At 63.7% G+C, this 13,921-nt stretch carries 9 protein-coding genes; 1 reads left to right on the plus strand and 8 read right to left on the minus strand.

Translation table 11 applies throughout. The annotated features are described in order from the left end of the window. Positions 1–533: 533 nt before the first annotated feature. The 3 genes from I41_RS07625 to I41_RS07635 form a co-directional block, all read right to left on the minus strand. Positions 534–1,556, minus strand: a complete 1,023-nt coding sequence (locus tag I41_RS07625; RefSeq protein ID WP_145431981.1) for a dockerin type I domain-containing protein — start codon at positions 1,554–1,556, stop codon at positions 534–536. Between the two features lie 274 nt (positions 1,557–1,830). Continuing rightward, entirely contained in the window at positions 1,831–2,415 is a 585-nt protein-coding gene (locus I41_RS07630) for a hypothetical protein (protein WP_145431982.1), read from the minus strand. A gap of 381 nt (positions 2,416–2,796) precedes the next feature. Continuing rightward, the gene (locus tag I41_RS07635; RefSeq protein WP_145431983.1) at positions 2,797–3,159 is read right to left on the minus strand and encodes a hypothetical protein; all 363 of its coding nucleotides are present in this window, start codon (positions 3,157–3,159) and stop codon (positions 2,797–2,799) included. Positions 3,160–3,264: 105 nt separating this feature from the next. On the opposite strand from I41_RS07635, the gene I41_RS07640 reads away from it, so the two are divergent. Continuing rightward, positions 3,265–4,317: an IS630 family transposase gene (locus I41_RS07640; protein WP_145431984.1), complete on the plus strand. Its 1,053-nt coding sequence runs from the start codon at positions 3,265–3,267 to the stop codon at positions 4,315–4,317. Here the strand turns inward: I41_RS07640 and I41_RS07645 are convergent. The 5 genes from I41_RS07645 to I41_RS07665 form a co-directional block, all read right to left on the minus strand. Beyond that, positions 4,314–5,204 (minus strand): hypothetical protein, encoded by an 891-nt coding sequence (locus I41_RS07645; RefSeq protein ID WP_145431985.1) that lies wholly within the window; start codon positions 5,202–5,204, stop codon positions 4,314–4,316. The genes I41_RS07640 and I41_RS07645 overlap by 4 nt on opposite strands. A 167-nt stretch (positions 5,205–5,371) precedes the next feature. Continuing rightward, positions 5,372–6,994, minus strand: coding sequence for a chaperonin GroEL (gene groL, locus I41_RS07650; RefSeq protein WP_145431986.1), 1,623 nt, complete (start codon positions 6,992–6,994; stop codon positions 5,372–5,374). Positions 6,995–7,161: 167 nt separating this feature from the next. After that, positions 7,162–7,479 (minus strand): co-chaperone GroES, encoded by a 318-nt coding sequence (locus I41_RS07655; RefSeq protein WP_145431987.1) that lies wholly within the window; start codon positions 7,477–7,479, stop codon positions 7,162–7,164. A gap of 481 nt (positions 7,480–7,960) precedes the next feature. Then, entirely contained in the window at positions 7,961–9,007 is a 1,047-nt protein-coding gene (locus I41_RS07660; RefSeq protein ID WP_145431988.1) for an SdrD B-like domain-containing protein, read from the minus strand. 279 nt (positions 9,008–9,286) lie between these two features. Beyond that, complete coding sequence (locus I41_RS07665; RefSeq protein WP_145431989.1) at positions 9,287–13,807, minus strand: DUF1549 domain-containing protein; 4,521 nt, start codon at positions 13,805–13,807, stop codon at positions 9,287–9,289. Positions 13,808–13,921: the final 114 nt, after the last annotated feature.

Consider the following 13,921-nt stretch of genomic DNA (forward strand, 5'->3'; position numbering starts at 1 on the left):
CGACATAATTCGGCGACAAATTGCTCCTGACGTTGGTTGCCGTGCGACCCTCCGAGCCGAGGCGCCCCGCCAGCGTCGCACGACGCCTGACGACTGGCCGACACACGGCTTGCCCCAAAAATCACCTGTGGGAGGCGTCTCCGACGCCGATTTCCTTCGCCACCACAAGCCCTTGCCGTAGCACCGCGCTGCGTCGGCATCAGAGACCCCTCGCACAGATTTTTGCTGCCAAGCCGCTGACATCACTTCGCGTAAGTGGCGCGGCCCCGACCGCGCACTTCATCGCGCTGCGGCGTCTCCGGCCCAGCGAAGCGCGTCGGCAGCACCGCTTTTCCGCCCACTGTAGCAAGACGAGCGGCCGGCGACAGCAACTATTTTTGGCCACCCCGCATATGGCAACCCTACCCGTTAGTTGGCGCCGGCAAGGGCCGACGAACAGCGCCGCGGGCTCGGTAAACAGCGGCACGCCTGACGGTCCAGGGATGGCGCCGGCGTCTCACGGCATGAGAGCAGGACGAGGCGCATCGCCTTCGTCAACGTGCTTTCGATACTAGTCGCGGGCGTCGAGAGCGAACGGCCGAGGCGGCGATGATGGCGGCGATGATGGCGGCGGTCGCCAGCAAGCCGCTTGCAGGTTCCGGCAGGCTTTGGAGGCCAGCGCCTGCCGACTCCGCGGCTAGACGCCAGAACGTGAGGTCGTCGGCATCCACCACGCCATCAAGATCGGCGTCTCCCGTGGCGTTCGAGTTGGCCGGAGCATTCGAACCGGCGTGACGTTGCCAGACGAGGAAATCGGCGCCATCGACGACGCCATCGGCGTTGAAGTCGGCGGTGCTCGCCGTGATGATGCGCGAGATCGCGTAGGAGCCGAACATGTAGCCATTGCCTGTGCCGATCCAGACTAATTTCAGCGGCGACGTCGCCGACTTCAAGTTGTCGCGCAGCGGGGCGACGATGCGGAAGGGGGTCGCCGAGTTGGGAATCGGCGTCCAGCGGTTGAACGTGTTCGCGATGTCGCGAAAGCCAACGTTGAAGTAGCCGTTGTCGTCGTCGAAGTTCGCAAATTCGAAATCGATGGCGATGGCGTTGTGCCCCTCGGCCGCGAAGTCGAGCGCCAGCCCGGGCCCGACGCCGTTGCCGACGCCCGCGTCGTAGAGGAGCGAGAAATTGATCGCCGTCAGGCCATCGTCGGCGTCGTAGAAGTAGCGGGGCGACGGCTCCGTGGTCACGCCCATGCGGACGACGGCGGTCTCCGGCGGCGTGACGTTGTGCATCTTGCCGACGTCGTATCGCCATGTGCGCCTGCCGCCCGCGACATGGGCGGGATCAAGATCGGTTTGAGACGCCGTCGCGTAGCCGTTGATGTAGTGGTCTTCCAAGGCGATGCCGCCGACGGTGAAGTCGTCGATCACGCGGGCCGAGGCAATGGGCGTTGCGAGGAGAAGCATCCAGGCGATGATGCTGGTCGTGCGGAGCATCGGCGTGTCTGCGGTGAGATTGGCAGGAGACTCGAAGAACCGGACAATAATATAACCGATGCGGTAGCAGGCGCCCATCAGAAAAGGGGTCGGGGACCTTTTGCCACTGGCGAGATTGCCTGCGGCGGAGAATCTCCAGTGGCAAAAGGTCCCCGACCCCGTTGAGCTACCCCAACCGCCGCGGCCGACCTCGCTGGCCTCGCGTCGCTGGCAGCCCCAGTTGCGGCGCCGTCGCACGCCGCCACGCCGTGCTGCCGCAGGGAACGCCGGAGGTTCGGGCTGCGGCGGCGATGGGACGCCGGGGTAAGAGTTGCTTGGCGGGGACGGTAGGCGTCGAAGCGGGGCTGCGGAATCAAGCAGTGCGCAATCGCCACGAGCGAATGAACCACGCGATCCCCAAGAGGACCGCGGCGAGCCCGCCCGCGGCAAAGTAGCTGAAAGTGCGAGCGTCGGAGTAGTAACTTTCCGGGTCGATGTACTGACGCTCCCTCAGCTTGAGCTCCAGCTCTTCGCGCTTGGCATTCGGTTGATCGGGATCGTCCGGCGTGACTTCCGCTTGCAGACGCTTGATCTCTTGGTCAAGCACCGGGATGCTCCGATCGATATCTGGACCAATTTGTCGGCATTCGTACGCCATCGTGGCCGAAAACCCGGCCCCCACCAGTCCGCCGATGATCAGTCCGATGGCCAGCACGTTTCCGATGGCGCGTCGATTGGAGGCTTCAGCCGCCGGTTCGGCCGCGGCGTTTGACTTCCCTGCCGTGAGGAATGACATCAACTGAAACCCGATCAAGGCGACGCCCGCGGGGAGATAGCCATAGCTGGCCTCTTCCCACGAGACGCCAGGCCCCAGTAGCCACGGCAGCGACAGCGAGACGGCGAGTGCGACGAGCGACACGCTGCTGCCGATCAGCGCCGTTTTTTGGAGGGAGTTCATCGGCTCTCTGCAGATGGAGGGGGTTGGTCTTAGGCGACAGTGTATCGCCTGTCCGCCAAGATTCCACGTCGCCGAGCCCCTCGCGGCTCTATTTCAGGATTGGCGGAACGCCGGCGGCCCTGGCGATTGGTTCCACTGCGAGAGGGTGTCGGGAGCCTTTTGCCACTGGGGAGATGGCGCTGGGTAGAACGCCGCCAGTGGCAAAAGGCTCCCGACACCGTGGGGCGCGGCGGGGGGAGGGGCGTGTGCGGAGCGCCAGAGGAGGTTAGGGCTGCGGCGGCGATGGGATGGCGGGGTGGGAGTTGTTTGAGCGGTGGTTGGTCGACGTCGCATACCAAATTCACAATTGGCAACGTCCACAGGTGCGATGAAGAATAATTCCTAAGCGAGGCCAAGCATCGCATCAGCCTCGGGTTCGATGTCATCCATTTCACCGAAAACTGGCATGCCTTCAATTATCACATCGGAGAACAGCACTCCTGGGCGCTGAGTTTGCTTGTTCCAGCCAGGATGGGAATTGTTCATAAGTTGCTCGACGGACTCTCTGCATTCTTGTTTTAAGCAGCTCAGTATGTACTTAGTAAAGCCAATCGCTACCTCAGAATCTGCAATTGCCTCGCGTGGCTCAATATATCGATTGGATTGACTTATAAGCCGATGAAACAATCCGTAATCGGTCTCAAAAAGTGGAATGGTTCGCTGGTCAAAATACACCTCATCAAACACAAGCTTCTGCGGCTCCACATTCCCGTGAAGTAATACGCGTTCTAATTTGAAGTAGCGCGCCTCCTCTTGCGCCCGCCCAGTTTATCCATCATGCTATCGCAATCCCCTTTTTGAGAGGTTGCGATGGAGGTGAAGGGCCATTTGCCTCAGGCGGAACTCAAGCGTCTGGAACGCGTCGAGAAGGACGCCGACCGCGCCAAACGTCTGCGGATTGTGATTCTGGCGCAGGAGGGATGGACGGCTCCAGCCGTGGCGATGGCCGTGGGCCTGAGTCGCCGCATCTGCCAGCGATGGGTGCGTCGCTACAACGAACAAGGCCTGGCGGGCCTCAACGATCGACGCGGCCGCGAAGAGCGTTTGCCGCTGACGCCCCAACAACAGGACGAAGTTCGTCAGCGTCTCGACGCTGGCCCCACGGCGGAAGACGACGTCTGCTCGCTGCGCGGCAAGGACGTGCAGCGGATTCTGGCGCAGGAGTTCCATCTGCTCCGCTCTTTGGCCGGCGTGTATCACTTGCTACACCGGTTAGGCTACTCGTACCTCCGCCCTCGGCCGCGGCATCGCAAGGCGGACCCCGAAAAGCAAACGGAGTTCCTCCGTCAGTGGCCAGAACGCGTGCAAGCGATTGCCGCGGCGTATCCGACCAAACGTCTGCGGATCTACTTCCAGGACGAATCGCGGTTCGGCCAACAAGGAACGACCACGAACGTCTGGGCCAGGACCGGGTCGCGGCCGACGGCCATTCGTCAGACCGAGTATGAATATCTCTGGGTGCTGGGAGCGGTCTGCCCCGAGACGGGGCATGCCGAAGGGCTGCTCAGCCCGCAGCTCAATGCGAAGATCGTCAATGAGTTCCTCGCCCAGTTCGCTCGGACGATTCCCTCAGGCGAACATGCCGTGATGCTGTGGGACGGGGCCGGCTTTCACATCAGCCGCCAACTCCGCGTTCCCGACAACGTCACCGTCGTCACGCTGCCGGCCTACAGTCCCGAACTCAATCCGATCGAGAATTTATGGCACTATCTCAAGAGCCACTGCTGGAGCAACCGAGCCTACGACAATTACGACGCCCTCGAACAAGCCGCCGTCGACGCCTGGACGAAAGTGGCTCTCGACGCCGAACTCATGAAAACCGTCTGTGCCGCCACTCACCTCGATCGCGCTACTTCAAATTAGAACGCGTATAAGTCGTTTCTCTTATCCATCATCCGGCAGAAATCTTTGAATTCCTTACGCCCGCCATCTATTGGAACTGAGAATCCGTCGCAGGTAATACTCAGTGATTTTACGCGAACATCTATTTGTGATCGTATCGCGTTGTCGTAAAGGCGCTTGTCCTGTTTGATTTCCGGACGGGCGAGCAAGAAGATGAGCATGTTAACAAAGGATTCAGCCATTACGGGCGCGATCATTCGCAAGCTTAGACAATCGACTTGAGATTTGAACATCTGCTCAACAAAAGTCTCCCTTGCACGACTTAGCGCTAATATCATTTCATGAGTTGATTCAGCTTCAGTTATGTGGCTTGGTGGTGCAACGAGCTCCGTTGAAGTGATCCGCCGCCGGAGAATCTCAACCATCATGTTCAGGCGTCGATAGGGGTTTACGAACAGCACCCAGTGTTCAAGTAGCGACTTAACAGTATTGATTGGCTCGCGATATCGCTCAAATTCTTGTTGAAGTCTTGACTCAAATTCAATCCAGTCACGGTCGCTTATTGCCACATCGGCTCGCACCCAGAATTCAATCCGATCGTTGCGCGCCATCACGTCGATCATGTGTGGTCCAGCAGCGATTGTGAAATGCCATTGGATTAGATTTTCAGTAGAAGGGTGTCGTAGCATCATTGAAAAGCCGAGCGGAACTCCAAATCGCGCCTTCAGGTAGCAGTAAAGGACGACTGGCGAGATCGCCTTTGACTTTACCCAAACTCTCGCGCTCGGGAACCGCACTCCGTCAGCGGCCTTCTTGCTTTTGTTTGTCAGCCCCTCAATGTATCTCTTCATTTGTGGGCCATTAGGAATGGCCCACATTTCAAGATTGAGTGGATGATCATTTGTCATGCTTTCATACCCATTGGCGAATGGTTGGCTCTCCGAATTCACAGGAAAGTATAGACATCTCTTAAGGATTCAGGTTCGCTTCACTGCAGTCAAAAAAATAGCCCCCGGTCATTGACCGGGGGCTAAGTCGTTTCAGATTGTCGAGCGTCTCGCAACGCCCAATTCTCTTAATACATGTCATCCATACCCGGCGCGCTCGCGGTCGCCTTGCCGCCCTTTTTCGGGGCTTCGGCGATGAGGGCGTCGGAGGTGAGCAGCAGCGTCGCGACGCTCGAGGCGTTTTGCAGCGCGGTGCGGGTCACCTTCGTGGGGTCGATGACGCCGGCCTTGACCAGGTCTTCGTAGACGTCGGTCGCGGCGTTGTAGCCTTCGTTCCCCTTGGAGGCGATCACCTTCTCGCAGACGATGCCGCCGTCTTGGCCGGCGTTGCTCGCGATCGCGGTGAGCGGGGCGCGGCAGGCGCGGGTGACGATGCGGTAGCCGACCTCTTGGTCGTGGCTAAGGCCCTCGGCCTTCACCTTGCTGCTGGCACGCAGGAGGGCGACGCCGCCGCCGGGGAGGATCCCTTCTTCGACCGCCGCGCGGGTGGCGTGGAGGGCGTCTTCGACGCGGGCCTTCTTCTCCTTCATTTCGCTTTCGGTCGCGGCGCCGACGTTGACCTTGGCCACGCCGCCGGCGAGCTTCGCGAGACGCTCTTCGAGCTTCTCACGATCGTAGTCGCTGGTGGTGTTTTCGATCTCGCGACGGATCTGGTCGATGCGACCCTTGATGTCGCCGCTCTTGCCGGCGCCCTCGATGATCGTGGTGTTGTCCTTGTCGACGATCACCTTCTTGGCGCGGCCGAGTTCGGCCAGGCCGATCGATTCGAGCTTGATGCCGAGGTCATCAAAAATGGCCTGGCCGCCGGTGAGGACGGCGATGTCTTCGAGCATCGCCTTTCGACGATCGCCGAAGCCGGGGGCCTTCACGGCGACGACGTTGAACGTGCCGCGGAGCTTGTTGATGACCAGCGTGGCGAGGGCCTCGCCGTCGACGTCTTCAGCGACGATCAGGAGCGGCTTGCCGGCGTTGACGACGGCTTCGAGGACCGGGACGAGGTCCTTGACGCTCGAGATCTTCTTTTCGTGAACCAGGACGTACGCGTCGTCCAGTTCGCAGGTCATGCTGGTGGGATTCGAGACGAAGTAGGGGCTGAGGTAGCCGCGGTCGAACTGCATGCCTTCAACCCACTCGACTTCGGTGGCAAGCGACTTGCCTTCGTCGACGGTGATGACGCCGTCCTTGCCGACCTTCTCCATGGCAGCGGCGAGCATCTTGCCGATTTCGTGGTCGCCGTTGCTGGCGACGGTGCCGACCTGAGCCATCTCTTGCGAGGACTTGATCTTGATCGACATCTTCTTGAGTTCGGCGGTGATGTCCTCGACCGCTTTCTCGATGCCTTGCTTCATCTGGACCGGGTTGACGCCGGCGACGACGGCGCGGAGGCCTTCGTTGAAGATCGCTTCGGCGAGCACGGTGGCGGTGGTGGTGCCGTCGCCCGCGACGTCGCTCGTCTTGCTGGCGACTTCCTTGACCATCTGGGCGCCCATGTTTTCGTAGGCGTCTTCCAGTTCAATTTCCTTTGCAACGCTGACGCCGTCCTTGGTGACGGTGGGCGAGCCGAAGGACTTTTGCAGGATGACGTTGCGGCCCTTGGGACCGAGCGTGATCTTAACGGCGCGGGCAAGCTTCTGGACGCCGCGACGCATCGCGTCGCGCGCTTCCTGGTCGAAGGCGATCATTTTGGCCATGGGTGGCTCCGGTGATGTGTTGGGTTAAGTTGTTGGCCGCGGGTGCGCGGCTTGGTGTATTGGGAGCGTCAGTTGTCAGTAGTCAGTTGTCAGTTGCTAAGGCAGGATGTGGTCAATCTGCATTTAGCAACTGACCACGGACCACTGACAACTGACATCCGACGCAACTACTCGATGACGGCGAGAATGTCGCTCTCGCTCATGAGGAGAAACTCCTCGTCGTCGATGGTGATCGTTTCCGGGGCGTAGCTGGTGAAGAGGACGCGGTCGCCCTTTTTCACTTGGAGGCTGCCGCGGGTGCCGTCGTCCAGCAGCTTGCCGGTGCCGATGGCGATGATGGTGCCGCGGCTCGGCTTGTCCTTGGCCGAATCGGGCAGCACGATGCCGCCGGCGGTCTTGGTCTGCGATTCTTCGCGTTCGACGACGACCTTGTCGCCGAGGGGTTGCAGCGTGACCTTGGCCTTCTTCTTGGTGGCGGTTGCCATGAGAAACGAACCTCCGATGCGTGTGTGAAATGCCTGTGTGCGAACTTCCCGCAGCGGCCGCGGCTGGCCGCGATGCGGGGATGGATACGGTTGACTTGGCGCCAGCGGACCGTCGCGGGGCCCGGCGCAGCCCATCAGTGTGACGGATCGACCACCTCTGGGGGAGGGGCCCGACGTCGCGAAGCGACGAATCGTTGGGATTCGCCCCGCGGCGGCATGTTCCAGCGTCAGTAAACGGCATGGAACGCTGCCGAAGCTCGGACTCTCCGCTGGCGGCAATCGAGGATGCAAGCGAGGCGCCAAACGTCAGCCGCAACGTAAGGTGCTAGTGCAGCAAGAGTTAGGCGAGACTGTGCGAAATAGCGAACCCTGCCAGATTGGCGACGGTAGCGAGCGCCGGCGTGGAAACGGCCGTCGCGATCCGCCAAACTGGCAGGTAGCCGTCGGCGTTGACGAGCGCGATGCGCGACGTTGCCTGGACTTACGCGGCCGGTTTGCCGGCCAGTTGGTGCGACGAGTCGACGCGGCGTTGCGGCTCGGCCGTGGGGACCGTTGGCTTGGTCGGGGCCTCGGCCATGGGGAGCGGTGCATCGGCTTCAAAGGCCCGCTCGCGCGCCTCGTTGCGGGATACCTCCGCCGCGACCGGCTGGGCGGGAGGAGCTTCGACGCTAGCCGCTGCGGGGTCGGCGGCCGCTTCGGCGCCGCGGAACGTCGCAAAGAACGCCGCGAGGACTTCGTATCCCTCGGAGATGGCGGCGTCGATGTCGATCTTGGCCTTTGCCGTGGGCTGCCCGCCGCTGCCAGAGAGTCGCTCGGGGCGACGCGGCGTCAGCGGCGCCAACTCCAGCGGCGCGGCATCGGCCGACTCGACGACGGCGTCTTCCACCGCGGTGGCTGCGGAGCGGCGCCATTCCACGGCCGGCAGCGGTACGAACCCCGCGAGCGGCGTGTTGCTTGCCGGCTCTTCGATCGGCATCGGCGTGGGCTGGGGCGTCGGTTCCGTGCCGGGAGTGGTCGGCGGCGTTTCCTGCGAGCCAGGAGATGTGACCGCGACTCGTTCCGCGAAATCAAAGCCAGTGAGATCGGCGCCTGGCATGACGACGATTTCACTGAGGAGGTCGTTGGCTGCCGCCCAACCGCCGCCCGTCCCGAGCCAGTCGGGACCGTCGTCGAACCCGCTCGGCTGCGTCTCGCGGATGGCGTATTCTCCTGGTTCCAACGCCGGGAAGTCGTACCGCCCGAAGACGTCGGTGAAGACCTCGGCCAGGAGGCGTCCGTCGCTAGCTAGCAACTCGACGCGAACTCCCGCGATGCCCACATCGCCCGTCTGGTAGACGCCGTCGGCGGCGCTCGTCGCGAACACTCGGCCTGAGATGCTCCCCGGCAGATAGAAGTCGCCGTCGGGAATCATCACCTCGCCGGCAGGTTGCTCCAGCAGCGGCGGCGCCAGGTCGGCCGCGAGCAACCGCCGCGTCTCCATCCGCTCAAAGCGACAAGCGCGGCGACACGCTGGCGAGCAGTGGGACATGGGCGTTGACGGCGGGGAACGTTGGCGGGGCGCAGGCGGGAACACGCTCGGCGGGCGCAGGCGTTTGCAGCGACGCCGCGGCACGAGTGCACGGCGCCTGCCAGGTTCTCATCGGGCGGCGAACGGCTGCTGATTTAGAACCTGGCAAACCGTAACGGTTATGCCGGCCATGAAGACGAACCTGCTGGCGGCGCGCCGAGCCTACGCAGCAGTGGGCGCGATGCGGTTTGGCTCGCCCTCGCGCGCATGTGCGACAGTCTTCGGCGCGCCGAGCCTCGCCTAGTGATTGAACAGGAAGGCTGGGCTGTTGATGAGCGCCCAAGCGAGATCCTGGACGGCCGCTCGACGCGGATTCTCCAATAGCGTGGCCGCCTGCTGGAGCGACTGGTACTCGGCGTCGCGCGAATAATAGTAGCCCAGCAGCTGCGCTCGTTCTGCGGCGCTCAACGCTCGCGCTGAGAGCAGCGGCCGCCATTGCGGCGGGTGATCGGGCCGCGCCAGCGGGGGCTCGGCGTCGGTCGCCGCGAGGCGGAACTTGCCGAGCAGATGGTTACCGGTCTGGAACTGTTGATCGATTTCCACGATGAGTCTCGTCCCCGCGTCGGCCTTGACGGGACGTGCCAGTCGGAAAATCGCCGCGTGATCGCGGCCAAACTCCGTGGCGACGGCCCAGCCGGTTTCGGGCTGGCCGTCAATCGCGCCGGCGACGTCGTAACCCCCCTGGCTGAAGTCGGCTTCGGCTTCGCGAATCTTCACGCGGCGTCGTTCCTCGGGAGCGCCGGCCTCGGCGACGAACGCGCGGATTTCATTGACGACGAAGTTGCCGTCGTCCGCGCGGCCGGGACCCCGCGCCGGGTAACGGTCGTCGGCGAGCGCCTCCAAGCGCAACGAGCGAATCTCCGTGAGCGGCGCTTCGAAGGTGAGCGTGTAACTCCCTTGCCCCGTGGCGCCTGTCGAGACCAGCGAGCCATCTTCCTGCACGGCCAAATCAGCCCCCATGCTTGCGCTGGCGGCGAGCGGCGCGAGCGTGCGCCAAGCGACGGGTCGGTTCGCCTCGCGCCAGGCGTCGAAACCAGGTTCGAGCGCGGCCGCCCGCGCGGCGACGGCGGCGGCAAGGGTCGCCCCTTCGTCACCCGGCGCGGCGAGCATCTCGACGCCGGCGGCGCGCTCCTCGGCGGAGGGCGCCCGATTGAGCACTCGCAAAAAGACTTCGTCGACCAGCGCGCCGTTGTCGGGGGTGCTTGCTTCGAGCTTGGCAAGCTCGCTCTGCGGGTCGTCGATTGCCGCGGCGAACGTCGGGCCGTTCAGCAGCGCCATCACCGGGCCGAGCTGCAATTCGCTTGAACGTTCGCACTCGCAGCCGCTTTCGCGCGCCGGGCGGCCGAGCTTCGAGAGGAGCCCGCTTTCCAGCTCGATCATTGAATCGGGCAGCGCCGCTGCGCGGGTGCCGGGAGGAACGCCCGGAAGTTGCGAGGTCGATCCGACGACGCGATAGACCGCATCGTAGAGCGCCTCGGCCGGCAGTCGGCGGGGCAGGGCGTGCGAGTAATTTCGCGCGTCGTCGGCGTTCCAGCGGTTGGTCTCGTGCGAGAGCTGGTAGGTCCGTGAGTTGCAAATCGTGCGAATCAAGTGCCGCACATCGAATTTGCTCGCGATGAATTCTTCCGTCAGCTTGTCGAGCAGTTCGGGGTTCGTGGGAGGGTTGCCGGCGCGAATGTCGTCGATCGGCTCGATGAGTCCGACGCCTAAGAGATGCGCCCAAACTCGGTTCACGTAGCTGCGGGCGAAGTAGGGATTCTGCGCCGAGGCGACCCAGGCGGCGGCCTGCTGCCGTAGCGTCTGGCTCGCGCGCTCGTTCTCGGAAACGCCGGTGCTCACCTCAAAGGGAAACTTTGCCGGCGCCGGCTGGCTGGTGCGGAGGTGGACCATCGTGCCGCCGGGGACGTCGGTGACCGTCTCGAACAGGGGCTGCGCCGCTTCGACGGCCGACCCGGCCACGGTGCGGTCGCCGCTGGCTGGATCCTTCTCCAGCTTCACGTCGGCAAAGAACGCCGCCCAGCCGTAATAGTTGTCTTGGGTCCACTTCTCGAATGGGTGGTCGTGGCACTTGTTGCAGTTAAACCGTACGCCCAAAAAGACCTGCGTCGACGTCTCGGCCATCAGGTCGGGCTTACGGAGCGCCTTGAAGTACGAAGCGGCGGGATGCTCGTGATTGGAGCCCGTCGCCGTGAAGATCTCGCGGACGAATTGATCGTACGGCCGGTTCTCGGCGATGGCTTTGCGAATCCATTGGCGATAACCGGCGGCGCCTTCGCTGCCGAGAAACTTGCCGTTGACCATCAGCAGATCGGCCCAGCGATTGGTCCAATGCTCGATGTAATCTTCGCTGCCAATCAACTGATCGATGACCGCGGCTCGCTTGACCCGGCTCTCGCTCGGGTTAGCGAGGAAGGCGCGCACTTGATCTGCGGTCGGCGGCAATCCGGTGAGATCGAGGTGGACGCGGCGCAAGAACTCTTCGTCGGTGCACAGCCCGCTGGCGGCGATCTTCATGCGGGCCAGCTTGGCGTCGACGAGCGCGTCGATTTCGTTGTACACGGGCTGCGGCGTACTTTCGAAGCCCTCGCGATCACCCATGACCGTGAGCGTGGTCGCGGCGTACGCGCCCTCGTAGCGGGCCAGCAGCGGCGCCTCGCCGCGGCGGATGGCGGTGACGCGGCCGGTCTTGTCGGCCGAGGCAATTTCTAGCTCGCCGCTGTCGACGAAGGCGTCCTCGGTGACGTCGCGCTCGCTGCCATCGGAGTAGCGGGCGAGGACCTGCATCGCGATCGTTTGCCCTTCGGCGTCGACGACCGGGTTCTGCGGGGCGAGCGTGATCGAGACGACGCGCGGCGCGTCGGGATTGAAGCGGGCGCCTTCGGCGATCCAACGACGCATGATCTCGTAGCGCCGCGAGCCGACCTCGGTCACGGCATTGCCGCCATGCGGGACCATGCCGATGGCCTTGAGCAGCATGAGGCTTTGCTCCGGACTGGCTAGATTGATGCGCCGGGCGGCGAGATCGTCAGTTAGCGCGCGGTGATCGCCGAGCGGGTTGTAGCCGCGCAGCGACAGCTGAAAACCGTTCTGCCCTTCCCGCGACCCGTGGCAGGTGCCGGCATTGCAGCCGAGCTTGCCGAGAACCGGCATCACGTCGGTGAGGAATTCGACCGGCGGCTGGGCGGGCGACGCGCTGGCGACGGGTGCCGTCGCTGCTGCGTCGCCGCTCGGCGTCGTCAACTCAAAGGCCTGGACTTGCGCCAACTCCTTACCATCGGCCGGATCGAACAGCCGCACGACGCCATCGGCGCCGCCAGTCACTAGTGATTTGCCATCCGCGCTGAAGGCCAGGGCGTAAACAGGCGGCAAATCGCCGGCGGCGGTCGAGACGACGTCGGCGCCTTCGCGATTGTAGGCCTCGATGCGGGCGCGCTCCTCGGCCGATCGCTGATCGATAGTCTTCCCTTGAATCAACTTCACATCGTCCGGCGGCAGAAAGGCGTCGGGGACGTTGAACAGCTGCACATGCCCCTTGCCGACGTCGCTGCTGGCCGCGGCGAGCCGCGTGCCGTCGGGACTGAACGCCAAGGCGAAGATCCGTCCCGGCATCGCCGGATAAGCGCGTACGAGGTTGCTGTCGTCGCCGATCTTGCGGTCGACGACGCGATGCATCATGTAGGTGCGCGGGATCCCCTCGCCGCCGCCGGACGCCACCAGATCGCGCTGCGGATGACGGGCGATCGCAAAGATCGGGCCGCCCGGGACGCCGGGCGAGATGTTGGTGATGTTGTCGATGAATCGGCCCGAACCGACTTCGGTCAGCTTGAGCGTTTGATCGCGCGACCCGCTGACGACGTACTTTCCGTCGACCGAGAAGACCGTGTCGAGGACCCAATCGGAGTGGGCTCCCTGCTCGGTCAACTGGGCGCCGTCGCTGGCCTGCACGACGCGGAGATTCGAATCGGCGCCGCCGAAGGCGATCGACTGGCCGTCAGGAGTCCACGCGACGCCGCTCAACGTTTCGGCCGTGGCGTTGCGCGAGAGGAGCAACTCGCCGCTGGCGACGTCCCAGATTTGCAACTCGCCCAGTTCGCCCGGCAATCCGCCGACCACCGCCAGCCGCTTGCCGTCGGGCGAGAATCGCAGCGATTCAATGCGCGAAGCCATGCCAATCAGACGGCGCACGACGAGCCGCTCGCCGCTCGCCGCCGCGGCCGCGTCGAGGAGCAGCGTTTCGTTAACGCCGGAGATCGCGATCAACGCGCCATCAGGCGAAACGTCGAGCGCCGTGATCGTAGCGGGCTTGGAGTACGTCGGCGGATGTTCTGCACTAAAGCGGGGACGATCGTGCTCGACGTCGATCTTCGCGCCGTCGGCGACCCAGCGGCGGAGCAGCGCGATCTGGTCGGCGTGCAGCGGCTTGCCATCCTTCGGCATAGCGGCGGCCCCCGAATCGTCCGGCGTGATTTGGGCCAGCAACTCGCTGGCGTCGACTTGCCCCGGCGTGACCACCATGGCGCCGCTCTCACCGGCGCCGAACAAACCGGTACGCGAGGTGAGGTCGACGCCCCCTTCCGTTCGCGCCGGTTGATGGCAGCCCTGACAATGGGCGCGGAGCAACGGCAGGACGTCGCGCTGGTAGCTGATTTCGGTCGCTACCGGAGCGACAGCGTCGGCCACCGCCCACTCGCTCGGAGTCAGAATCGCGTACGCGAGCGCCAGCATGGAGAGGCGCAACAGTTCAACGGCGGGACGCGGCATGAAGAGCACCTTGGGCGGTGGGCCGGGGAGATGCTTCGATTATAACCGCGTTCGGACCGAATTGGGGATGGCCCGCTGGACCCGCCTGCCGGCCGAATCCGTAAATCGCGCACA

The sequence above is a fragment of the Lacipirellula limnantheis genome, assembly GCF_007746075.1.
GTDB classification, from domain to species: domain Bacteria; phylum Planctomycetota; class Planctomycetia; order Pirellulales; family Lacipirellulaceae; genus Lacipirellula; species Lacipirellula limnantheis.

Coding starts and splice junctions, on each gene's coding strand:
- I41_RS07660 (WP_145431988.1), bottom strand. CDS start 9,007: ATGTCCCACTGCTCGCCAGCGTGTCGCCGCGCTTGTCGCTTTGAGCGG.
- I41_RS07640 (WP_145431984.1), top strand. CDS start 3,265: ATGGAGGTGAAGGGCCATTTGCCTCAGGCGGAACTCAAGCGTCTGGAA.
- I41_RS07655 (WP_145431987.1), bottom strand. CDS start 7,479: ATGGCAACCGCCACCAAGAAGAAGGCCAAGGTCACGCTGCAACCCCTC.
- I41_RS07630 (WP_145431982.1), bottom strand. CDS start 2,415: ATGAACTCCCTCCAAAAAACGGCGCTGATCGGCAGCAGCGTGTCGCTC.
- I41_RS07645 (WP_145431985.1), bottom strand. CDS start 5,204: ATGACAAATGATCATCCACTCAATCTTGAAATGTGGGCCATTCCTAAT.
- I41_RS07625 (WP_145431981.1), bottom strand. CDS start 1,556: ATGGGCGCCTGCTACCGCATCGGTTATATTATTGTCCGGTTCTTCGAG.
- I41_RS07665 (WP_145431989.1), bottom strand. CDS start 13,807: ATGCCGCGTCCCGCCGTTGAACTGTTGCGCCTCTCCATGCTGGCGCTC.
- groL (WP_145431986.1), bottom strand. CDS start 6,994: ATGGCCAAAATGATCGCCTTCGACCAGGAAGCGCGCGACGCGATGCGT.